Source organism: Nocardioides sp. (genome assembly GCF_036267815.1).
In the GTDB taxonomy this organism is placed as follows: Bacteria; Actinomycetota; Actinomycetes; order Propionibacteriales; family Nocardioidaceae; genus Nocardioides.
In genome coordinates, this window is the sequence record NZ_DATAVI010000023.1 from 56,074 (window position 1) to 76,267 (window position 20,194).

The 20,194-nt window shown below is 72.6% G+C and carries 19 protein-coding genes; 10 read left to right on the forward strand and 9 right to left on the reverse strand.

Going from position 1 to position 20,194, the window contains the following annotated elements:
* Window position 1: 1 nt before the first annotated feature.
* On the reverse strand, window positions 2-1,243 hold the full coding sequence (locus VHW64_RS03840; protein WP_329649183.1) for an anthranilate synthase component I family protein: 1,242 nt from the start codon (window positions 1,241-1,243) through the stop codon (window positions 2-4).
* A complete protein-coding gene (locus VHW64_RS03845) occupies window positions 1,240-1,824 on the reverse strand; it encodes an aminodeoxychorismate/anthranilate synthase component II (protein ID WP_329649184.1) in 585 nt (194 codons plus the stop codon). Before VHW64_RS03845 ends, VHW64_RS03840 begins: the two co-directional genes overlap by 4 nt.
* 110 nt (window positions 1,825-1,934) lie before the next feature.
* Here VHW64_RS03845 and VHW64_RS03850 point away from each other — a divergent pair, with 110 nt between their 5' ends.
* The 5 genes from VHW64_RS03850 (at window position 1,935) to VHW64_RS03870 (ending at window position 5,381) form a co-directional block, all read left to right on the forward strand.
* Window positions 1,935-3,305 carry an L-serine ammonia-lyase gene (locus tag VHW64_RS03850; RefSeq protein ID WP_329649185.1) on the forward strand — a complete coding sequence of 457 codons (1,371 nt, stop codon included), beginning with the start codon at window positions 1,935-1,937 and terminating at the stop codon, window positions 3,303-3,305.
* The gene (locus tag VHW64_RS03855) at window positions 3,299-4,177 is read left to right on the forward strand and encodes a bifunctional methylenetetrahydrofolate dehydrogenase/methenyltetrahydrofolate cyclohydrolase (RefSeq protein ID WP_329649186.1); all 879 of its coding nucleotides are present in this window, start codon (window positions 3,299-3,301) and stop codon (window positions 4,175-4,177) included. The genes VHW64_RS03850 and VHW64_RS03855 overlap by 7 nt, the downstream gene beginning before the upstream one ends.
* Window positions 4,174-4,494: a DMT family transporter gene (locus VHW64_RS03860; RefSeq protein ID WP_329649187.1), complete on the forward strand. Its 321-nt coding sequence runs from the start codon at window positions 4,174-4,176 to the stop codon at window positions 4,492-4,494. The genes VHW64_RS03855 and VHW64_RS03860 overlap by 4 nt, the downstream gene beginning before the upstream one ends.
* 37 nt (window positions 4,495-4,531) lie before the next feature.
* Window positions 4,532-4,666, forward strand: coding sequence for a hypothetical protein (locus VHW64_RS03865; RefSeq protein ID WP_329649188.1), 135 nt, complete (start codon window positions 4,532-4,534; stop codon window positions 4,664-4,666).
* A 337-nt stretch (window positions 4,667-5,003) separates the two neighbouring features.
* The gene (locus tag VHW64_RS03870; RefSeq protein ID WP_329649189.1) at window positions 5,004-5,381 is read left to right on the forward strand and encodes a type II CAAX prenyl endopeptidase Rce1 family protein; all 378 of its coding nucleotides are present in this window, start codon (window positions 5,004-5,006) and stop codon (window positions 5,379-5,381) included.
* Here VHW64_RS03870 and VHW64_RS03875 read toward each other — a convergent pair.
* The 6 genes from VHW64_RS03875 to VHW64_RS03900 all read right to left on the reverse strand — a co-directional run bounded on the left by VHW64_RS03875 (window position 5,378) and on the right by VHW64_RS03900 (window position 9,300).
* Window positions 5,378-5,782 carry an HNH endonuclease signature motif containing protein gene (locus VHW64_RS03875; protein ID WP_329649190.1) on the reverse strand — a complete coding sequence of 135 codons (405 nt, stop codon included), beginning with the start codon at window positions 5,780-5,782 and terminating at the stop codon, window positions 5,378-5,380. The two genes, VHW64_RS03870 and VHW64_RS03875, sit on opposite strands and share 4 nt — an antisense overlap.
* A gap of 954 nt (window positions 5,783-6,736) precedes the next feature.
* On the reverse strand, window positions 6,737-6,937 hold the full coding sequence (locus VHW64_RS03880; protein WP_329649191.1) for a hypothetical protein: 201 nt from the start codon (window positions 6,935-6,937) through the stop codon (window positions 6,737-6,739).
* 4 nt (window positions 6,938-6,941) lie between these two features.
* Window positions 6,942-7,193, reverse strand: a complete 252-nt coding sequence (locus VHW64_RS03885; RefSeq protein ID WP_329649192.1) for a hypothetical protein — start codon at window positions 7,191-7,193, stop codon at window positions 6,942-6,944.
* A gap of 33 nt (window positions 7,194-7,226) precedes the next feature.
* A complete protein-coding gene (locus VHW64_RS03890; RefSeq protein WP_329649193.1) occupies window positions 7,227-8,078 on the reverse strand; it encodes a methylenetetrahydrofolate reductase in 852 nt (283 codons plus the stop codon).
* A gap of 54 nt (window positions 8,079-8,132) precedes the next feature.
* Window positions 8,133-8,600, reverse strand: a complete 468-nt coding sequence (locus VHW64_RS03895) for a DUF6328 family protein (RefSeq protein ID WP_329649194.1) — start codon at window positions 8,598-8,600, stop codon at window positions 8,133-8,135.
* Between the two features lie 28 nt (window positions 8,601-8,628).
* Window positions 8,629-9,300 (reverse strand): response regulator transcription factor, encoded by a 672-nt coding sequence (locus tag VHW64_RS03900; RefSeq protein WP_329649195.1) that lies wholly within the window; start codon window positions 9,298-9,300, stop codon window positions 8,629-8,631.
* A gap of 91 nt (window positions 9,301-9,391) precedes the next feature.
* Between VHW64_RS03900 and recC the strand changes: the two genes are divergently transcribed.
* Genes recC through VHW64_RS03920 form a run of 4 tightly spaced genes read left to right on the forward strand, consistent with a single transcriptional unit; the run spans window position 9,392 to window position 18,427 of the window.
* Window positions 9,392-12,772, forward strand: a complete 3,381-nt coding sequence (gene recC, locus VHW64_RS03905) for an exodeoxyribonuclease V subunit gamma (protein ID WP_329649196.1) — start codon at window positions 9,392-9,394, stop codon at window positions 12,770-12,772.
* Complete coding sequence (locus VHW64_RS03910) at window positions 12,772-16,059, forward strand: UvrD-helicase domain-containing protein (RefSeq protein WP_329649197.1); 3,288 nt, start codon at window positions 12,772-12,774, stop codon at window positions 16,057-16,059. Before recC ends, VHW64_RS03910 begins: the two co-directional genes overlap by 1 nt.
* A complete protein-coding gene (gene recD, locus VHW64_RS03915) occupies window positions 16,056-17,831 on the forward strand; it encodes an exodeoxyribonuclease V subunit alpha (protein WP_329649198.1) in 1,776 nt (591 codons plus the stop codon). Before VHW64_RS03910 ends, recD begins: the two co-directional genes overlap by 4 nt.
* Entirely contained in the window at window positions 17,819-18,427 is a 609-nt protein-coding gene (locus tag VHW64_RS03920) for an amino acid-binding protein (protein WP_329649199.1), read from the forward strand. The genes recD and VHW64_RS03920 overlap by 13 nt, the downstream gene beginning before the upstream one ends.
* A gap of 3 nt (window positions 18,428-18,430) precedes the next feature.
* Here VHW64_RS03920 and VHW64_RS03925 read toward each other — a convergent pair whose 3' ends face one another.
* Complete coding sequence (locus VHW64_RS03925) at window positions 18,431-18,874, reverse strand: nitroreductase family deazaflavin-dependent oxidoreductase (RefSeq protein WP_329649200.1); 444 nt, start codon at window positions 18,872-18,874, stop codon at window positions 18,431-18,433.
* A 66-nt stretch (window positions 18,875-18,940) separates the two neighbouring features.
* Between VHW64_RS03925 and VHW64_RS03930 the strand changes: the two genes are divergently transcribed.
* Window positions 18,941-19,873, forward strand: coding sequence for a 1,4-dihydroxy-2-naphthoyl-CoA synthase (locus VHW64_RS03930; protein ID WP_329649201.1), 933 nt, complete (start codon window positions 18,941-18,943; stop codon window positions 19,871-19,873).
* Window positions 19,874-20,194 lie beyond the last annotated feature (321 nt).

The window sequence follows — 20,194 nt, forward strand, 5'->3', positions numbered from 1 at the left end:
GTCACCGGTCGAAGACGCGCAGCAGACGCTCGGCCTTCCAGCGCGACTCGGCGTACTCCTCGTGAGCGTCCGAGCGGACGGTGATGCCGCCGCCCGTGCCGAGCTCCCAGGCGCCGTCGCCGGCCGTGGTGAGGGTGCGGATCACGACGCCGAGGTCGGCCCGCCCGTCGCCGGCGATCCAGCCGAACGCTCCGGAGTAGACCCCGCGCGCGGTGGCCTCGACGTCGCGGATCACCGCCATCGTGCGCAGCTTCGGCGCGCCGGTCATCGACCCCGCCGGGAAGAGCGCGCGCAGCGCCCCGACCGTCGTGACGTCGTCGCGCAGGTCTCCGCGCACCGTCGAGACGAGCTGGTGCACCGACGCGTAGGACTCGACCTCCATCAGCACCGGCACCTCGACGGTGCCCGGCTGGGAGACCATGCCGATGTCGTTGCGCAGGAGGTCGACGATCATCAGGTTCTCCGCGCGGAACTTCGGGTCCGTGGCGAGGTGGTCGCGCTGCGCGGCGTCCTCCTCCGGTGTCGCGCCGCGCGGCGTCGTGCCCTTGATCGGCTTGGTCTCGAGCACCCGGGCGCGGTCGACGGTCGCGAAGCGCTCGGGTGAGGAGCTGAGCAGGTGACGTCCGCGATGCTGGAGGTAGCCGGCGTACGGCGCCGGGTTGAGGGTGCGCAGGCGCAGGTAGGCCGCGACGGGGTCGAGCCCGTCGGCGACGGCCAGGCGGTGGGTGAGGTTGACCTCGTAGCTGTTCCCGGCGCGCAGCTGCTCCTGCACCCGGGCGAAGGCCGCGGCGTACTCGTCAGGAGTCGCGACGTCGGGGGGGCGCCCGCCGGCCGCCGGGGGCGGCTCGGTCTGGAGGTGGTGGACGACGTGAACGTGCCGGGTGCGCATCCACAGCGCGTCCGGCATGGCGGCGTCGGGGCTGACCAGCGCTGGGAGGTCCGGCCGCGAGGCGTAGCCGAAGTAGCCGACCCAGTGCACTCCGGGCGGGTCCTGGGCGAGCTGGGCCTCGAGCACGGCGAAGACGTCGTCGCCGACGACCTCCGACCGTGCGCCCTGGTGGCGGACGACCTCGCGTCGCGAGGCGTCGTAGGTGAGCGAGACGTCGTCGTCGTCCAGCCAGCCCAGCAGCGAGCGGTGGCCGGACCACGGTCGGGACCCGCCGCCGTCGAGCCAGAAGCACCGGTCGTGTGCGCGCGCCATCGCCACGAAGCGGGGGACGGGGTCCTCGGCCGGGTCGATCACGACAGCTCCAGGAAGGTCGCGACCAGCTGCTGGCCGTGCTCGCTGAGCACGGACTCGGGATGGAACTGCACGCCGTGCAGCGGCAGGCTCCGGTGCCGGACCCCCATCACGACCTGCTCGCCGCTCCGCTCGTCGGTGGTGGTGGCGGTGACGGCCAGGCAGTCGGGCACCCGGGTCGCGGCCAGCGAGTGGTAGCGCACCGCGGCGTACGGCGACGCGAGGCCGGCGAAGACGCCCGTGCCGTCGTGCCGGACCGCCGCGACCTCGCCGTGCGCTGGCTCGACGGGCTCGACCAGCCCGCCGTACGCGACGACCAGGCCCTGCATGCCCAGGCACACGCCGAGCACCGGGACGCTGCCGGCGAGGACGACGTCGCGCCCGACCGAGAAGTCGGCCGGGTCGGCGGGATGACCCGGGCCGGGGGAGAGCACGACCCGGTCGAAGGACAGCACGTGCGCCGCTGTCGCGGCGTCGTGCTGCACCACCTCCGGGAGGCTGCCGGTGACCGCGGCGACGAGGTGCACGAGGTTCCAGGTGTAGGAGTCGTGGTGGTCGACGACGACCACCCTCGGCTGAGCCACGGGCGCAACGTACGCCCTTGACGCGGGGCACGAACAGGGGCATCGTTGCTATCTACGCATCGCCGTGCGTATCACGCAACACGACCGCGAGAAAGGACTGCGGGAACCCGATGGCGCTGTCGGCGTTCGACCTCTACTCGGTCGGCATCGGTCCCTCGTCCTCGCACACCGTCGGCCCGATGCGCGCGGCCAAGCGCTTCGCCGACGGTCTGGTCGAGTCGGGCCGGCTGGGCGACGTACGCCGGGTCCGGGCTGAGCTGTTCGGGTCACTCGGCGCGACCGGTCACGGCCACGGCTCGCCGAAGGCGGTCGTGCTCGGCCTGGAGGGTGAGCAGCCGGCGACGGTCGACACCTCCCGCGCCGAGACCCGCATCGACGAGGTGCGCAGCTGCGGGTCGCTGCTGCTGGCCGGGCAGGTCGAGGTCGCCTTCGACCCCGACGAGGACCTGGTGATGCACCGGCGGCGCAGCCTGCCCGCGCATCCCAACGGGATGACCTTCGCGGCGTATGACGCCGCCGGCGACGAGATCGTCTTCCGGACCTACTACTCGGTCGGGGGTGGGTTCGTCGTGGACGAGGAGGCGACCGGCGCCGACCGCGTGGTCGTCGACGAGACGCCGTTGCGGTTCCCGTTCACCACCGGCGCCGAGCTGTTGGAGGTCTGCCGGCGCGAGGGGCTCTCCGTCAGCGACGTGATGCTGGCCAACGAGACGGCCTGGCGCCCGGAGCCGGAGATCCGCGCGGGGATGCTGCACCTGTGGTCGGTGATGGCCGAGTGCGTGCAGACCGGCTTCCGGCACGAGGGCGTCCTGCCCGGCGGGCTCCGGGTGCCCCGGCGCGCTCCGCAGCTCCACCGTGACCTGCTGGCCAACGGCGAGGGCGACCCGCTGCACGTCATGGACTGGGTGAACCTCTATGCCCTGGCGGTCAACGAGGAGAACGCGTCGGGCGGGCGGATCGTGACGGCTCCGACCAACGGCGCGGCCGGGATCATCCCCGCGGTCCTGCACTACTACGTGAAGTTCGTGCCCGGCGCCGACGACGAGGGCATCGTGCGCTATCTGCTGACGGCGGCCGCGATCGGCATCCTGTTCAAGACCAACGCCTCCATCTCCGGCGCCGAGGTCGGCTGCCAGGGCGAGGTCGGCTCGGCGTGCTCGATGGCGGCCGGCGGGCTCGCGGAGGTGCTGGGCGGGAGCCCAGCGCAGGTGGAGAACGCCGCCGAGGTGGGCATCGAGCACAACCTCGGCCTCACCTGCGACCCGGTCGGCGGGCTGGTCCAGATTCCGTGTATCGAGCGGAATGCCATCGCTTCGGTCAAGGCCATCAACGCAGCGCGCCTCGCGATCAACGGCGACGGCAGTCACAAGGTGAGCCTGGACAAGGCGATCAAGACGATGCGCGACACCGGCCGTGACATGTTGGTCAAGTACAAGGAGACCGCGCGTGGCGGTCTGGCGGTCAACGTGATCGAGTGCTGAGTCCCGAAGGAGACAAGGAGTTGGCGGTCGCGACGCGGATCGACGGTAGGCAGGTCGCGACCGCGATCAAGGAGCAGCTCGCCGACCGGGTCAAGGTGCTGCGCACCCACGGCGTACTGCCCGGTCTCGGCACGATCGTCGTCGGCGACGACCCCGGCAGCCACGCCTACGTCGCCGGCAAGCACCGCGACTGCGCCGAGGTCGGCATCGCCTCGATCCGGGTCGAGCTGCCGGCCACCGCCACCCAGGACGAGGTCGACGCGGCGGTGCGATCGCTGAACGACGACCCGGCCTGCACCGGGTTCATCGTCCAGCTGCCGTTGCCACCGCACCTCGACATGTACCGCGTCCTGGAGCTGGTCGACCCCGACAAGGACGCCGACGGCCTGCACCCGACCAACCTCGGCAAGCTGGTGCTCGGGATCGACGGCCCCTTGCCGTGCACGCCGCGCGGCATCATCGAGCTGCTCCGCGCCCACGACGTCCCGATCACCGGCGCGAGGTTCTGCGTGATCGGCTGCGGCCTCACCGTCGGCCGACCCCTCGGCCTGATGCTGACCCGCCCCACCGAGCACGCCACGGTGACGCTCTGCCACGAGGCGACCGTGGACGTCGCCGAGCACGCCCGCGCCTCCGACGTCGTCGTCGCGGCCGCCGGCGTCGCCCACCTCGTCCGCCCCGACTGGATCAGCCCCGGCGCCACCGTCCTGTCCGTCGGCATCACCCGCACCATCGAGGGGATCCTGGGCGACGTCCACCCCGAGGTCGGCACCGTCGCCGGCAAGATCAGCCCCGCCACCGGCGGCGTCGGACCGATGACCCGCGCCATGCTGCTGACCAACATCGTGGAGATCGCCGAGCGGTCGGTGTGACGACCTGGCTGTTGCTGGGTTGCGCGATCGTCTGCGAGGTCACCGCTTCCCTCTCGCTCAAGCGCGCCCTCGACGTCCCGGCCATGTACGCCGTGGTCGTGGCCGGCTACGTCGCGGCGTTCGTCCTCCTCACGCTCACCCTCAAGCAAGGTCTCGGCATCGGCGTCGCCTACGGCATCTGGGCGGCCTGCGGCGTCGCTCTGACGGCGCTTGCCTCCAGGGTCGTCTTCGGCGAGCCGCTGACCGGCCTGATGCTCGCCGGCATCGTCTTGATCATCGGTGGCGTGCTCCTGGTCGAGCTCGGCGCCTCTCGCTGACGCGGAGGCCGTCGGCGCGCCGCTCGTCGAGGGCGAAGTGCTCGAGGACGGCGCCTACCACTTCTACCCATCCGTCGTCACCGCGCGCAGCTGGCTCAATGAGCACGGCTTCCTGGTGTGGTCGGAAACCGAGGGCGACGGCTTCCACCACTTCCTGCTCACCCGAGAGTGACCGCACGACGACGGTCGCCCCGTGACAGAAGACTTCGACTCGCTGACGGCTGCTTGGCGAGAGGCAGGGGCTGACCTCGGGCTGGAAGTGACGGCTCCCTTCGCGTTGGACGAGGAAGGGACCCTTGCGATCGCCTGGGTCGCTCACTTCGGCAGCCGGCGGGGCATGGTGATCGTCGGTCTCTCTGCGAGTGGCGCAGTCCGTGACCTGGTGCGATCGCAAGACCTGTACTGCTCATTCGTCAGCGAGGCCGCGTATCGCCACTATGCTGCTCCCCGGTCCGGGCTTCCCAGCGGGCACCGACACTGCTGGTCACGTGGGTGATGCGATCGGCTTCGTGAGGACGGGGCCCGTCGAGGAGATCTGTGCGCTGGTGGCGCCGCTGGTGATCCTGCGAGCCGGTCGGGTCTCGTGGCCGGTCGTCTTCGGGCTGGTGGTCGTGATGCGCATCCTGTTCCACCTGTACTACGGGCCGGCGGCGGTGACCGTGGCGGTGTGGGCGTTCGGTACGGCGATCGTCTACCTGTGGGCCCGCAGCATCATCGGGATCATGGTGGCGCACAGCCTCTACGACCTGACCGAGTCCCCGTCGGAGGTCGGGCACACGGGGCTCGCAGCCGTCCTGCACCTGAGCCTGATCCTGTGCTGCCTTGTCGTCAGTGTCCGCACGGTGCGGAAGGCCAGACGTTCCCGACGCACCCTCGCAGTCACCTAGCGCCAGGGGCGTGCGGGGACGGCGTAGGTGTCGTTGGTGGGGCTCGTCCACGAGTAGCTGCCGTCGGGCAGGCGGGTGTAGTCCCAGCGGCTGTGGGTCTTGGCTCGGTGATGGCCTCGGCACAGGGGTGCGAGGTTGTCGGGGTGGGTCTGGCCGGGTGGTCCGCCGTCGTCCATGTCGAGGTAGAGGTCGATGTGGTCGAGGTCGCAGTGGCGTGAGAGCCGTTGGCAGGCGGGGAAGACGCAGACGGGGTCGCGAAGGCGGACGAGCTCCGCCATGGCGTCGGGTGGGTCGTGGCGGTCGACGGGGGTGAGGTGCTCGGGGTGGTTGAGGTCGATGACGGGTTTGACCACGAGCGTGGTGTCGGCCAGCCACATGGCGAGCAGGTCGGAGGAGAGCACGCGGAGTCCGTGGGGGAGCCCGTCGGCGTGGATGGCGGCGGGGAACGTGTCGATGTCGAGCAGGGCCGACTCGTCGAGGTGCAGGTAGAGCGTCGCGGGCTTCCCCTGCGGTGAGAGGGGCCGGCCGCCGGTGACGAGGTCGGCGGCGGTGGTGGGGTCCGCGAGAATCCCGACGGCGCGGGCGCGGCGGATGTCGAGGGTGTCGGTGTCGCCGAGATGGCCCAGGAGGGTGGCGATCTGGGCGACCCGCTGGTCGAAGGCCTCGACATCGACAGTGGCCGGGGTGTTGCCGGGGGTGAGCCGGACCGATCGAGCGGCCAGGGTGTGCTGTTCGTTCGTCGATGGCGCGGTCGGGATCGTGGTAGAGGCGGGCCTCGTCGACCAGGGCCCGGGTGCGTGTGGTGGTCAGCCCACCGCGGGCGGCGGCGCGGGCCAGGAGCCGGTCGGCGTGGTCGGCGGCTCCGTGGGCGAGGTCGCGGGTGTGCTCGGCGGCGTACCTGGCGATGGAGGTCGAGATGGACAGGTCGCCGACCAGTGCCCAGAGGTGTGGGAGGCGGTGGGCGAGCTCGAGGGCGTCGCCCATGAGCGCGCGGGCGGCGTTGGTGGTCCAGCCCAGCGCGGCGGCCAGGTCGTACGGCGCGAACTCGGTCACGATCGGCGCGCCCTCGCCGGCCAGCGGCAAGAACCCCTCGCCGTAGAGGTCGCCGTCGCCCCAGCCGGCTACCTCCTCGGTGGAGGAGGCGGGGTTGGCGTGGGCCCAGGCCAGGGCGGCGACGAGGAGGTCGACGTCGGCCTGCTTGCGAGCCCTCAGCGCCGCCTTCGCCGACGACAGCACCGCACGAGCCGACTCGGCGTCAGTGGCGGATGCGGTGCTGGTCACGACATCCACTCAAGCGGCCACCACCGACAGTCTGGGACGAGTTTCCCCAGTACCCACAGGGAATCTGGGGCTTCTCAACGCCCGGCGGCGTGCTCGAGGCCGGTGAGGAAGGCGCTGCGTCGCATCCGGTAGACGGCGTAGCCCAGCGCGACCAGCAGCATGGCCACCAGCAGGGCCAGAAGACGACGACGGACCACTCCTGGAGCTCGGAACGCGCCCGCGGCCACCAGCAGCCAGCCCATCGCCTTGTCGCTGAAGTGCACGAACTGCTTCATCACCTCACCTGGGACGGCGTTCATCACGGCCTGGCGGTAGTCGTTCGGCAGCCGACGGCTGCTTGAGGAAGGCGATCGGTGGGAGCAGCCACCACCACCCGGAGAGGGGCCGCGGCCGGGGCACGGCGTCCTTGGTCGCGAGCAGGGCGTCGCGGTCGACCTCCTCCTCGTGCAGCTCGATCGCCGCTTGGTAGACCGGCCCTGCGACCAGCGGCCACGCCCCGAGGGACCCAGCCCAGGCGATCACGTGCTCCATGGCCCGACGTCAGTGCCGGATCCGGAGCCGGCGTCAGGCGGAGGTGAGCTCGGCGAGGAGGTCGCGGCGCCACTTCTCGGTCTCGGCGACCTGGTTGAAGGTGAAGACGTGGAGGCCCTCGAGCCCGAGCTCGGGAGCGCCGAGCTCGGCGGCGCACTTGCGCAGGAACTTCTCGCCGGTGAAGCCGCCGGGGGCGGCGAGCCGAGCGAAGGTCCCCTTGTGCTTGACCAGGAAGCGCGTGGACTCCCCGACGCCGATCTTGCCCGCCATCGAGAGCAGCTTCGCGCGGTCGACCGGGCCGGGGATGCCGAGCAGCAGCGGCATGGTGATGCCGCGGGTCCGCATCCGGTGCACCCAGTCGTCGACCACGCCGGCATCGAAGGTGAGGTTGCTGACGACGTGCGTCGCGTAGCGGCGCTTGTCCCACATGGACTGGATGGTGAGGTCGTCGGTGATCGTGGGGTGCGACTCGGGGTAGCCGGTGATCCCGACGTGGGTGAACGGGTTGCCGAGCGCGGCGAGCTCCTCCAGGAGGCTCAGCGCGTCCGGGTAGGCGCCCGGCGGGTCGGCGTCGCCGCCGGGGACGAAGATCCGGGTGATGCCCTTGCCGCTCAGGCGGTCGCAGATCTCGGCCAGCTCGGCCTTGTCGCGCACCATCCGCGCCGCGAGGTGGGGTACGGCGACGTACCCGTGGCCGGTCAGGCGCTCGGTCAGGTCGAGCGTGGGCTCCAGGCCCTTGCCGGGGGACGCGGTCACCGTGACGGTCAGCTCGACCGGGACGTGCTCGAGCACCTTGTCCTCGATGGTCGCCGTCGGCAGCACCTCGTACCGTGCGTTCTCCAGCAGCCGTACCGTCGTCTCCGACACCCTTGACTTGTTGCGCATGCCGCGTCCTATTCCGTAATACGCACCGCTACTCGCGCAGTCTAGGCCCAAGTCTCACCACGGATCCAGACGGTCCGGAAGGACACCGAGAAGCATGCCGAGAACGATCGCGAGGCACGCTGCCACCACGATGGCCGCTCCCCAGTCGACGACCACCGAGAAGATCAGCGTGGCGGTGCCGGTGACCAGCACGGCGACCCCCGCGACGACGACCTGGCTCAGGACGTGCCCGACGCGGACCACGCGTTCCTTGACGTGCTCGCCGAAGACCCGGCGGTGCAGCATGACCGGAGTCAGGTTGGCCCCGACCGAGAGGCTGGCCACCACGACCAGGCCCAGGTAGAGGTCCTTCTGCCGGCCGTCGAGACCGCTGAAGACCTGGGTGAACGGCAGGGTCAGGAGGAATCCCGACAGAAGCTGGAGCCCGGTCTGGGTGATCCGCAGCTCCTGGAGGAGCTCGCCCCAGTTCCGATCGAGCCTCTCGTTCGCAGTCTCGTGGCGATCGGAGCCTGAGGGTGACATCTCGCCTCCTCGATCGGTCTCTTCGACGCTAGGACACGCGCGGGTGACTGTCGCCCCGCCCGTGGTCCTCGCCGGGCACGATCCGGACGCGGTCGGGTTGGAAGCCGTGGTCGATGCCCCAGAGGATGGCGCGTGGCCGTGAGGTGACGCCGATCTTGCGGTAGGCCGACCTGATGTAGGACTTGATCGAGTTGATCGACAGCATGGTCGTCTCGACGATGTCGTTGTTGGAGTAGCCCTGCGTGATCAGCGACAGCACCTCGGACTCCCGGGCGGTGAGCCCCTCCTCGCGGCCGGGCCAGTCGCCGCCGACCGCACCCCCGCGACCGGAGTCCTCGAGGCGGACCGTCTCGCCGGCGTGGATGCGCTCGAGTGCCTCGACCAGGTCGGCCGCCGCCAGTCGCTTGCTGACGTACGCCGAGATGCCGGGCACCCGGGTGACCTCGACGGGGTCTTCGGCGCTCCAGGCGTAGACCACGACCTTGCCGATCTTGGGGTCGGAGACCAGCCGGCTGATGCGCTCGCGGTCGCGGAAGCTCTGGGCGAAGGTGTCGAAGAGCGCGATGTCGACCGACGCCTCCGGATGGGTGTTGACGTCGACCTCGACGACCTCGATCCGGTCGTCGTAGGAGCGCAGCATCGAGGCCAGGCCGTGGACGACGACCTCGTAGTCGTTCACGATTGCGAGTCGGATGGCCACGGTGCGAAGAGTATGGCCCCGCAGGGTCCCTGCGTGCTCACCTGCAAGGGTGTACCGGTCGCCCGGGGGTGGTGGCGCTTAGGCTCCAGCCGTGGGTCTGCACGTCCATCGCGCCGAGCGCACCGACGTTCTGGCGTCGGCGCTGGCCGAGCTGCTCTCCAGGCCACCTGCCGACCCCTTCGCCGGCGAGCTCGTCGTCGTCCCGGCCAAGGGTGTCGAGCGCTGGCTCTCCCAGCGGCTGTCCCACCGGCTCGGCGCGTCCGCCGCCGGCGGGGACGGCGTCTGCGCCCGGGTCGACTTCCGATCGCCGCGGTCGCTGGTCGCCGAGCTGACCGCGACCGCCGACGACGATCCGTGGGCTCCTGAGGCGCTCGCCTGGCCCCTGCTCGACGTCCTCGACGACTCGCTGGCCGAGCCCTGGGCGCAGACCTTGGCGCGACACCTCGGTCACGGGCTCGCCGGCGACGAGGCCGAGCTGCGGCGAGGGCGCCGCTTCTCGGTCGCCCGGCGGCTGGCGGGACTGTTCGCGACGTACGCCGAGCAGCGGCCGTCGTTGCTGGCGGACTGGTCGGAGGACCGCGACACCGACGGGGCAGGACACCCGCTCGCCGGTGACCTGGCCTGGCAGCCGGAGCTGTGGCGGCGGCTCGTCGCGCGGGTCGACGCCCCGTCGCCGCTCGAGCGGCACCGGAGCGCCGTCGGCCTGCTGCGCGCGCGCCCCGACGCATTCGACCTGCCGGAGCGGCTGTCGCTGTTCGGGCACACGCGGCTGTCGGTCACCGACATCGACCTCCTCGCCGCGCTGGCCGACAGCCGTGACGTCCATGTCTGGCTGCCCCATCCGTCGCCGGCGCTCTGGTCGGCGCTGCACGCGAGGGCCGGAGCCGGGGCTGTGGCCCGGGCCACCGACGACAGCCAGCAGCTGGTCGGGCACCCCTTGCTCTCGAGCCTGGGTCGCGACACCCGCGAGCTCCAGCGGGCGCTGGCCGTCGCACCAGCGGTCACCGACGTCCACGAGGGCTCGCCCGAGCCCGTGGACACGGTGCTGGGCTGGCTCCAGGCCGATCTCGCGGCCGACCGCGGAGCAGACGCACCCCGGCCCGCCGGGCGGTCGCTGAAGGTCGGCGACCGCTCGGTGCAGGTCCATGCCTGCCACGGCGTCGCGCGCCAGGTCGACGTGCTCCGCGAGGTGCTGCTCGGGCTCCTGGCCGACGACCCGACCCTGGAGCCGCGAGACGTCCTGGTCATGTGTCCCGACATCGACACCTACGCGCCCCTGATCGAAGCGGGGTTCGGCCTCGGCGAGGTCGTCGGCGACGCTGCCGGTGGTGGGGGCCATCCCGCGCACCGTCTGCGGGTGCGCCTCGCCGACCGGTCGCCGGTCCAGACCAACCCCCTGCTTGCCGTCGCCCGGGCCCTCCTCGACCTCGCCGGGGGCCGGGCGCCGGCGACCCAGGTCCTCGACCTGGCCCGGGCCGAGCCGGTCCGACGGCGCTTCGCGTTCTCCGACGACGACCTCGAGCAGCTCGACACCTGGGCCCGCGAGTCGGGCGTCCGCTGGGCCTTCGACGCCGAGCACCGCGCCGACTTCGGGCTCTCGTCGTACGTCGCGAACACCTGGGAGTTCGGCCTCGACCGGCTGCTCACCGGGGTGGCCCTCTCCGACGACTCGTCGGCCTGGCTCGACCGGGCACTCCCGCTCGACGACGTCGGCAGCGCGCAGGTCGACCTCGTCGGCCGTCTCGCGGAGTACGTCGCCCGTCTCCGCGCGGCAGCCGACCGCCTGACCGGCACCCAGCCGCTGAGCCGCTGGCTGGCGGCGCTCGACGACGGCGTCGGGTCGCTCACGGCGGTGGCGACGGCCGACGGGTGGCAGCCCGGTCAGGTCCAGCGCGAGCTCGGGCGCATCCGACGCGCGGCAGCCGGCCTCGAGACCGTCGAGCTGCGGCTCCCCGACGTGCGCGCCCTGCTGTCGGACCGGCTCGCGGGCCGCCCGACCCGGGCCAACTTCCGCACCGGCACCCTCACCGTGTGCACGATGGTGCCGATGCGGTCCGTGCCCCACCGGGTGGTCTGCCTGCTGGGCCTCGACGACGGCGTCTTCCCACGGCAAGGCTCGGTCGACGGTGACGACGCGCTCGCTCGCGACCCGCTCACCGGTGAGCGCGACCCGCGCAGCGAGGACCGTCAGCTGCTGCTGGACGCGATCCTCGCGGCGACCCGGACGCTGGTGATCACCTACACCGGCGCCAACGAGCTCTCCGGTCGCGAGCGGCCGCCGGCCGTGCCGCTCAAGGAGCTCCTCGACGCCCTGGACCTGACCGCGAGGTCGGCCGACGGGAGTCCGGTGTCGGCGGCGGTCACCGTGCGTCACCCGCTCCAGCCCTTCGACGCCCGCAACGTGACGCCCGGCCGGCTCGTCGTCGGCGAGACGTTCTCCTTCGACGCCGCGGCGGCCGCGGGCGCTCGGGCGGCGAGCCGCCCGCGGCGAGAGCCGCCGGCGTTCCTGGACGCACCGCTCGCGCCGCGCGCCGCGGTCGACGTCCCTCTGGCCGAGCTGGTCCGCTTCTGGACCGATCCGGTGAAGGGCTTCCTGCTCCGCGACGGCGTCGACATCGCCCTGCCTGCCGACGAGGACCAGCCCGAGGACGCCCTGCCGGTCGAGATCGACAGCCTCAAGCAGTGGGCGGTCGGCGACCGGGTGCTGAACGACCTGCTCGCCGGGTTCGACCCCGCGATCGTCAAGCAGCGGGAGTGGCGGCGCGGCGAGCTGCCACCGGGACAGCTCGGCTGGCGGATGCTCGGCCAGATCATCGAGCGGGCCGGGCCGCTGCGCGACGCGGCGGCCGCCCTGCGCGCCTCGCCGGCACGGGCCGTCGACGTGGCCATCGAGCTGGGCGAAGGCCGGCGGGTCGTGGGCACCGTCCCCGAGGCGTACGGCGACCGGCTCGTGCCGGTGACCTACTCCCGGCTCGGCGCCAAGCACCGCATCGCGTCGTGGGTGCGGCTCCTGGCCCTGGCGGCGTTCGACGGCGACCACAACTGGACGGCCACGACGATCGGCCGTCCCCACAGCCGCTCGCGCGGCGCGGTCGCCACCTCGTTGCTCGGACCCCTCGACCACAGCGCGCTCGACGTGCTGCGCGACCTCGTCGCGCTGCGCGACCGCGGGCTGCGCGCTCCCCTGCCGCTGCCCCTGAAGGCGTCGCTCGGCTACGCCCGCGCCCGGCGTACCCACGCAGACGTGGCCGACGCTCTGCTCAAGGCGGGCTACGACTGGCGTGACTCCAAGTTCCCCGGCGAGCAGTCCGATCCGGCCGCGCTGAAGATCTGGGGCCTGCTCGACGAGCCGCCCGACGTGCGCGCCGCCCCGGGTGACGGGGAGGGCTTCGCGGGCGAGACGGGCCGCTTCGGCGCTCTCGCGATGCGGGTCTGGAGCCCTCTCGTCGCAGCCGAGCAGGGGAGCTGGTGATGGAGCCCTTCGACCTCAGCGGTCCGCTGCCCACCGGCACGACGCTGCTCGAGGCCAGCGCCGGCACCGGGAAGACGTTCACCGTCGCGGCACTGGTGGCGCGCTACGTCGCGGAGGAGGGTGTGCCGCTCGACCAGCTGCTGGTGATCACCTTCGGGCGGGCGGCCAGCCAGGAGCTGCGAGAGCGGGTGCGCGACCAGCTGGTCCAGGCAGAGCGTGCTCTGGCCGACCCGGGGGCGGCCGATCGCGAGCACCCGGTGATCGCGCGCCTGCTCGACACCGACGACGAGGGCGTCGCCCGGCGGCGTCAGCGGCTGCGTGACGCGCTGGCGTCGTTCGACGCCGCGACGATCGCGACGACCCACCAGTTCTGCCAGACCGTCCTGCGCTCGCTGGGCGTCGCGGGCGACACCGATGCCGGCGCGACCCTCGTGGAGTCGCTCGACGAGCTCGTGGTCGAGGTCGTCGACGACGTCTACCTGCGCCGGTACGGCGGGCTGGCCACCGAGCCGCCGTTCGGGCGGGAGACCGCGCTGGCCCTCGCGCGCACCGTGGTCGGCGACCCGCACGCCGCGCTGGCGGCCGGCGCGGACGAGCGGGTCGGCTTCGCCCAGGAGGTGCGGCGCGAGGTCGGCCTCCGCAAGCGCCGGCTCGGCATCTTGTCCTACGACGACCTGCTCGGCCGGCTCGCAGAGGCCCTCGACGACGACGAGGCGCCTGCTCGTGAGCGGATGCGCCAGCGCTGGCGGATCGTGCTGGTCGACGAGTTCCAAGACACCGACCCCAAGCAGTGGGAGGTGCTCGACCGGGCGTTCTCGGGTCGCGCGACGATGGTCCTGATCGGCGACCCCAAGCAGGCGATCTACGCCTTCCGTGGCGGCGACGTCGTCACCTACCTCGCGGCGGCGGCGAGCGCCACCACCCAGCGCACCCTCGGGGTCAACCGCCGCAGCGACGCCGACCTGGTCGAGCGGCTCCAGGTCGTGCTGCGCGGAGCGGCGCTCGGCGACCCGCGGATCGTCGTCCGCGAGGTGACCGCGGCTCACCCGGGCACCCGCCTGGTCGGTGCCCCGTCGGCGGAGCCGTTCCGCATCCGCCGGGTCGAGCGTCGCGGCTTCAGGCTCGCGCGGGGGCTGGTCCGCGCCGATGACGCCCGCCGCCACATCGCCGCCGACTGCGCCGGCGACATCGCCGCTCTGCTCGCCTCCGACGCGACGTGGGACGGCGAGCCGGTCGCGGCGCGACACGTGGCCGTGCTCGTCGGCGAGTGGTCCCACGCCGAGCTGGTGCGCGACGCGCTGTCCCGGCGTGGCATCCCGGCCGTGGTCGGCGGCGGCACCAAGCTGCTGCTCGCACCGGCCGGTGACCAGTGGCTGACCCTCCTCGAGGCGCTCGAGCAGCCCCACCGGTCGGGTCGCGTGCGGGCCGCGGCGCTGACGGCGTTCCTCGGCCACACGCTGTCCGGGCTGGATGCCGGCGGTGACGAGCTCACCGACGAGCTGGCCGACCGGCTGCGGGGATGGGCGCTGCTGCTCCGAGCGCGCGGCGTGGCGGCGCTGTTCGAGGCGACCGAGGAGCGCGGCCTGACCGCGCGCGTGCTGGGCGTCGTCGGAGGCGAGCGCCTGCTCACCGACCTGCGCCATCTCGCCCAGACGCTGCACGAGACCGCCCGCCGCGAGTCGCTCGGGCTGACCGGGCTGCTGGAGTGGCTGCGCTCCGAGCGCGACAACCTCGCCTCCGAGCGCGTACGTCGCCTCGACAGCGACGCGGACGCCGTGCAGATCACGACGGTCCACCAGAGCAAGGGCCTTCAGTACCCGGTCGTCCACCTGCCCTTCGCCTCGATGCGCTTCGTGCGGTCGGTCGGCTGCGCGCGCTACCACGACGAGCAGGGCGGCCGTACCGTCGACGTGTCGGGCGGCGGCCCCGACTGGCCGGCGCACGAACGAGCCCACCTCGCGGAGGAGGCCGGCGAGGAGCTGCGCGACCTCTACGTCGCCCTCACCCGCGCGCAGTCGCAGGTCGTCGCCTGGTGGGCGCCGACCCGCAACACCCCCGACGGCGGCCTCCACCGGATCCTGCTCGGGCGGCAGCCGGGACAGGCCGAGGTCCCCCAGAGCCAGGACGTCAAGGACGACGCCTACGTCGAGCGCGTCCTGGGCCTGCTCCACCAGCTCGGCGGGCCGAGCCCCGAGCTGTCGGTGCCGGCCGACGTCGTACCGGCCCTCGCGGCGGCGTCTCCCGGCGACATCGCGGCCCGGGTCTTCGACCGCGAGGTCGACACCGAGTGGCGCCGCACGTCGTACTCCGGGCTGATCCGGATCCAGGAGCAGCCCGCGGGCGTCAGCTCGGAGCCGGAGTCCGGGCCGACCGACGACGAGGCCGACGCCGACACGGACGGCGACCCCCTCGCGGCGACGGCGACCGCCGAGCCGGGAGTGCTCTCGCCGATGGCCGCGCTCCCGTCGGGTGCCGTCTTCGGCTCGCTCGTGCACGGCGTGCTGGAGGACGCCGACCCCGACGGCCCGGACCTGCGCGCCGAGCTGGTCACCCTCGCCCGCGAGCAGCTCGCGTGGTGGCCCGCGGGAGTCGAGGCCGAGGCGGTCGGCGAGGGACTCGTGCCGTCGCAGCTCACGCCGCTCGGCCGCCTCGCTCCCGGGCTCCGGCTGGTCGACATCCCCCTGCGTGACCGGCTCCGCGAGCTCGACTTCGAGTTCCCCCTCGCCGGCGGCGACCGCCCGCAGGTCTCCGGCAACGACCTCCGCCTCGACGTCCACCTCGGCGCGCTGGCCGACGTGCTGCGCCGGCACCTGTCCGCCGACGACCCGCTCGCGTCGTACGCCGACCAGCTGGTCGGGCCGTTGGGGGAGCAGGCCCTGCGCGGCTACCTCTCCGGCTCGATCGACGTGGTGCTGAGGGTGCCCGACCAGACGGGCGGGCACCGCTACGTCGTGGTCGACTACAAGACCAACCTGCTGGGCGAGCCCGGCACCCCGGTGACCTCGGGCGACTACGGCCGCACCGAGATGGCGGGGGCGATGCTGCACAGCCACTACCCCCTCCAGGCGCTCCTCTACTCCGTCGTGCTCCACCGCTTCCTGCGGTGGAGACTGCCCGAGTACACCCCCGCCCGGCACCTGGGCGGTGTGCTCTACCTGTTCCTGCGCGGCATGTGCGGGCCCGAGACGCCGGTCGTCGACGGTCATGTGGCGGGGGTCTTCGACTGGTCACCGTCCGCGGACCTGGTCACCGAGCTCAGCGACCTGCTCGAGGGGGTGCGGCGATGATCGAGGCCTTCGAGACCGACGACGTCCACGACCGCAGGTTCGCGATCGGACTCGACGGCGTGCTCGGCGCCTTCAACGCCGCTGGCGTCCTCGAGGCGGCCGACGCCCACGCCGCCCGCCGGATCCAGGCACTGTCGGGCGAGCCCGACGACGAGGTTGGCCTGGCGGTGGCGCTGGCGGTCCGGTCGCTGCGGCACGGGTCGGTCTGCCTCGACCTGCGGGCGCTGACCGCCGAGCCGTTGCCGCACGGGCTGTCCTGGCCCGACGAGCAGTGGGGAGACCGGGTCGCGGCGAGCCGGGTCGCGCGCGCCGGCGTGGTGCGCATCGAGGAGGGCGTGGTCTACCTCGACCGCTACTGGCGCGAGGAGTGCCAGGTGCGCGACGACCTCGTCGCCCGACTCGGGCTGCCGCCGCCGGAGATCGACGAGACGCGCCTGACCGCGCTCGCGCCGGTGCTCTTCCCCGAGGGGTACGACGAGCAGCGGGCCGCGGCACTGGCGGCCGCTCGGCAGTGGACCACCGTGCTGACCGGTGGACCCGGCACCGGCAAGACCACGGCGGTCGCCGGGCTGCTGGCCCTGCTGGCCGACCAGTCCGACCGGCCCCTGCGGATCGCGCTGTCGGCCCCGACCGGCAAGGCGGCGGCCCGCTTGCAGGAGGCCGTCCGGACGGCGCTGGGCACTCCGGCGTTCGCGGACCATGTCGCCGCGGTCGGGCAGCCGACGGCCCAGACCCTGCACCGGCTGCTGGGCTGGCGGCGCGGCAGCCGAAACCGGTTCGGCCACGACCGGCGCAACCGCCTGCCCCACGACGTCATCGTGGTCGACGAGACCTCGATGGTGTCGCTGACGATGATGGCCAGGCTGGTCGAGGCGGTGCGGGCCGACTGCCGGCTGGTCTTCGTCGGCGACCCCGACCAGCTCGCCTCGGTCGAGGCGGGCGCCGTCCTCGCCGACCTCGTCGAGGGACTCTCGCAGCGTGCCCCCGCGACGGTCTCGACGCTGCGCACCTCCCATCGCTTCGGGCAGGAGATCAACCGGCTCGCCGAGGCGGTGCGCGACGGCGACGCCGAGCGGGTGCTCGACCTCCTGACCTCGGGCGGGGAGCACGCCGAGCTGCTCGACGCCGCCGACCCCGACGTGCTGAGCGCGCTGCGCCAGCGGCTCGTCGGCCACGCCCTCCAGCTGCGAACGGCGGCCGGGGCGGGCGATGCGGGCGAGGCCATCGCGATCCTCGACCGCCATCGGCTGCTGTGCGCCCACCGCGACGGGCCGTGGGGGGTGGGTCATTGGAACCGCCTGGTCGAGCGTGCGCTGGCGGAGCACACCGGGCTGCCGATCGGGGGCGGGTGGGGCCAGGAGTGGTACGCCGGGCGGCCCCTGCTGCTGACCAGCAACGACTACGGGCTCGACCTCTTCAACGGCGACACCGGCGTCGTGGTGGCCGCCGACGCCGGGGTGCGGGCGGCGATCGCGGTTCCCCGCGGGCACCGCGAGCTGGCGACCTCCCGCCTGGCCGGGGTCGAGACGATGCACGCGCTGACCGTGCACAAGAGCCAGGGCAGCCAGGCCGAGGAGGTCACGGTGCTGTTGCCGCCGGACGACTCGCCGCTGCTGACGCGCGAGCTGCTCTACACCGCGCTGACCCGTGCGGAGCGCAAGGTCTCGGTGGTGGCGACACCGGACGCCGTACGCCTGGCGGTCCGCCGATCGGCCCTCCGGGCGAGCGGGCTCGCGGCCCGCCTGGCTAGGCTCGACCCATGCTGTTGCTGAGGCTGGAGCTGCCGAACGTCCCCGGGTCGCTGGGCCGGTTGGCCTCGGCCATCGGTGCGGCCGGTGGCGACATCGAGTCGATCGAGATCGTCGAGAAGCGGGCCGACGGCACCGACGTCGACGACGTCCTGCTGGACATGGTCGACGGCGCCATGCCCGACTCGGTGGTCTCGGCGTGCAACGCCGTCGACGGCGTCCGCGTGCTCTGGATCAGCCGCTACCTCGCCGGCGGCAACCTCTTCCCGGACCTCGAGGTGGTCGAGTCGCTGACCGCCGACCCGACGCGGGCGCTCGACGTCCTGGTCGACGCCCTGCCCGTGGCGTTCCGCTGCGAGTGGGCGGCTCGGCTCGCCGACACCGGCAGCGGAGGCGCCATCGAGCACGCCACCGAGGGCGCGCCGTCGGCGGTCGACCTGCGGCCCGGGTCCGGCACCGAGCGGCAGGCCGTGGGCGACGACCTCGTGGCCGTCGCGCCGATGGCGGACGGTCGCGTGGTCGTCATCGGACGGCGGGGCGGCCCGGAGTACCTCGACTCCGAGATCGCCCGGCTCGGTCACCTGGTCGCGTTGGCGGTCTCCATCGCGCGGGCGCCGTAGCCCTCAGTCGCGAGGCTCGAGCAGGAAGACCGGGATCTCCCGCTCGGTCTTCTTCTGGTACTCGCCGTACGTGGACCACGTGGCCACGGCGTAGTCCCACCACTCCCGGCGCTCGTCGCCGGAGAGCAGCCGCGCGGTGTAGCCGTGCGGCTCGGGACCGTCCTGAAGCTCGACCTCGGGGTGGGCGACGAAGTTGTGATACCACTCCGGGTGGTCCGGCGCGCCGCCCTTCGAGGCGATCGCGACGTACTTCCCGTCACGCTCGACCCGCATCACCGGGTTCTTGCGCAGGTTGCCGCTGTGGGCGCCGACCGAGGTGATGACCACGATCGGCTCGCCGGAGTCGCGCAGCGTGTTGCCGCGCTCACCGCCGGAGGCCTCGTAGGTCTCGACCTGGTCGCGGACCCACTCGGACTTGCTGGGTGCATAGGTTCCTGACAGTGCCATGTCGGTCCTAACCCGTTGCCCTCCACCGGCATTCCGCGGAGCGGACGAGCCCCTACGCTGCTCGTCATGAGCGCGATCGAGGGCGTCAGCGAGATCTTCGACCCGGAGGCGTGGGACGCCGTCCCGGGCTTCGAGGACCTCACCGACCTGACCTACCACCGAGCCCGGGCCCACGGCACGGTACGCATCGCCTTCGACCGCCCCGACGTGCTCAACGCCTTCCGGCCGCACACGGTCGACGAGCTGCTCCGCGTGCTCGAGCACGCCCGGATGTCCAGCGCCGTCGGCTGCGTGCTGCTCACGGGCAACGGGCCCAGCGGCAAGCACGGCAAGTGGGCGTTCTGCACCGGAGGTGACCAGCGGATCCGCGGGCGCGCCGGCTACCAGTACGAAGAGCCGGACGGGGTTGCGGACGGCGACCGGGTGCAGGTCGACCAGGCCCGGCTCGGGCGGCTGCACATCTTGGAGTGCCAGCGGCTGATCCGCTTCATGCCGAAGATCGTGATCTGCCTCGTGCCGGGCTGGGCGGCCGGCGGTGGACACTCCCTGCACGTCGTGTGCGACCTGACCCTGGCCAGCTCCGAGCACGCCCGGTTCAAGCAGACCGACGCCGACGTCGGCTCGTTCGACGGCGGGTTCGGGTCGGCGTACCTCGCCCGGCAGGTCGGCCAGAAGCGGGCCCGCGAGATCTTCTTCCTGGGCCAGGAGTACTCCGCCGAGGACGGCGTCGCGATGGGGACGGTCAACCGCGCCGTCCCCCACGATCAGCTCGAGGCGACCGGCCTGGAGTGGGGGCGGCTGGTCAACGGCAAGAGCCCCACCGCGCAGCGGATGCTGAAGTACTCCTTCAACCTGATCGACGACGGTCTGGTCGGACAGCAGCTCTTCGCCGGGGAGTCCACCCGCCTGGCGTACATGACCGACGAGGCCCAGGAGGGCCGCGACCAGTTCCTCGAGAAGCGCGACCCCGACTGGGCGCCGTTCCCCTGGTACTACTGAATGTCCTGCGACATGACAGTCCGCAAAGGGAGTGAACTCGGACTCAGCGAGCATCTCTACGGCTCTTCGACCGGGCAGGACGATTCCACCTGCTGCGCGATGATGATGAACTGATCGACCGATCGCTCGCGATCGCGGTGGAGTCCGGACGTCGCCCCATGCTTTCTTTACAGCGAAGTCCAGTACTGGGCTTGGCGAATGCGCCCGCGCGAGCGACGCAGCCGTGCTGCCTATTCTCGACGCTCTCCAGGAGTTGGTGACGGTCCTGCCGGGGCGCCGCGACGCAGGGGCGTTCCTGGAATTGGCCGCCGACCTCGCCGA

Bases quoted from the DNA above. Each gene is read 5' to 3' on its own strand.
- VHW64_RS03850 (WP_329649185.1), top strand. From the start codon at position 1,935: ATGGCGCTGTCGGCGTTCGACCTCTACTCGGTCGGCATCGGTCCCTCG.
- VHW64_RS03880 (WP_329649191.1), bottom strand. From the start codon at position 6,937: ATGAAGCAGTTCGTGCACTTCAGCGACAAGGCGATGGGCTGGCTGCTG.
- VHW64_RS03885 (WP_329649192.1), bottom strand. From the start codon at position 7,193: ATGGAGCACGTGATCGCCTGGGCTGGGTCCCTCGGGGCGTGGCCGCTG.
- VHW64_RS03890 (WP_329649193.1), bottom strand. From the start codon at position 8,078: ATGCGCAACAAGTCAAGGGTGTCGGAGACGACGGTACGGCTGCTGGAG.
- VHW64_RS03895 (WP_329649194.1), bottom strand. From the start codon at position 8,600: ATGTCACCCTCAGGCTCCGATCGCCACGAGACTGCGAACGAGAGGCTC.
- VHW64_RS03910 (WP_329649197.1), top strand. From the start codon at position 12,772: ATGGAGCCCTTCGACCTCAGCGGTCCGCTGCCCACCGGCACGACGCTG.
- recD (WP_329649198.1), top strand. From the start codon at position 16,056: ATGATCGAGGCCTTCGAGACCGACGACGTCCACGACCGCAGGTTCGCG.
- VHW64_RS03920 (WP_329649199.1), top strand. From the start codon at position 17,819: ATGCTGTTGCTGAGGCTGGAGCTGCCGAACGTCCCCGGGTCGCTGGGC.
- VHW64_RS03925 (WP_329649200.1), bottom strand. From the start codon at position 18,874: ATGGCACTGTCAGGAACCTATGCACCCAGCAAGTCCGAGTGGGTCCGC.
- VHW64_RS03930 (WP_329649201.1), top strand. From the start codon at position 18,941: ATGAGCGCGATCGAGGGCGTCAGCGAGATCTTCGACCCGGAGGCGTGG.